General features: G+C 57.2%; 2 protein-coding genes. Both read right to left on the reverse strand.

All coding sequences use genetic code 11. From position 1 onward, the window contains the following. Positions 1–195 precede the first annotated feature (195 nt). On the reverse strand, positions 196–357 hold the full coding sequence (locus ACRYR9_RS19700; protein WP_048934730.1) for a DUF1328 domain-containing protein: 162 nt from the start codon (positions 355–357) through the stop codon (positions 196–198). A gap of 54 nt (positions 358–411) precedes the next feature. Then, a complete protein-coding gene (locus ACRYR9_RS19705; RefSeq protein ID WP_082170264.1) occupies positions 412–600 on the reverse strand; it encodes a DUF3008 family protein in 189 nt (62 codons plus the stop codon). Positions 601–824 lie beyond the last annotated feature (224 nt).

The following is an 824-nucleotide window of genomic DNA, read 5'->3' on the forward strand; positions in this document are numbered from 1 at the left end:
TGAGCGACGTGGTGGTGAGTCCACCCACTATTGCGCTGCGACCTTCAACTGATTCTTAACGCCAACGATCTGGCGACTCAGCCATCTTGGCGCAATCACCGTTTGACGCGCATGAGGTACTCGCTCTCACTAAGAGATCGAACTTGATCACGAGCTCAGGCTCAACGGGCGCACAGCAGACCCACAGGACGCGCGTCACCGTCTGGTGATACCAAACAGCAGCGAGGCCAGAAAGAGGATGAGAAAGATATAGAAAAGAATCTTTGCGATGGATGCAGCACCGGCTGCAATGCCGCCAAAGCCGAGCACCGCCGCGATAATCGCAACGACGAAAAAGATCAGAGCGTAATGAAGCATGACGCCTCCTCTACATGGCCGTGAGATGGGCCGATATGCGTTGCTGCCGAATGTTCAATGCTTGGCTCTCTGCCGCGGTTTTCCCTTCTGCTTCGCCGATGCAAATTCTCTGAGCTGCGTTTCGCTCATCGAGTCGTACATCGATTTCGAAGCGCCCTTTAACGACCCGGGACTTCTATCCCCGCGCTTTGCGGAAAGTGCAGCGCCGGCTGCCATTTGCTGTGCCTTGGATTTAGCAGGCATGTCGACCTCCGTGTGTGCAACGTCTGTCAGCACCGTCCGCTGCCGCAATGGCGCCGACGGCATTCGTGCGGTAGGTGTCGCAAGCCGCGTGCCTATGGGCTGATCGCACGAGCCAAATTCCTGGCGGCCGGCATGGCACGATGACCGCACGATTCTCATCTGGAGAGCGCTGACCTAGGCATAGGCATTGCGTGGCATCTTCTTGGAACCACGCTTGCCGGAGA

The sequence above is a fragment of the Kineococcus auxinigenes genome, from assembly GCF_050871525.1.
Classification (GTDB): Bacteria; Actinomycetota; Actinomycetes; order Actinomycetales; family Kineococcaceae; genus Kineococcus.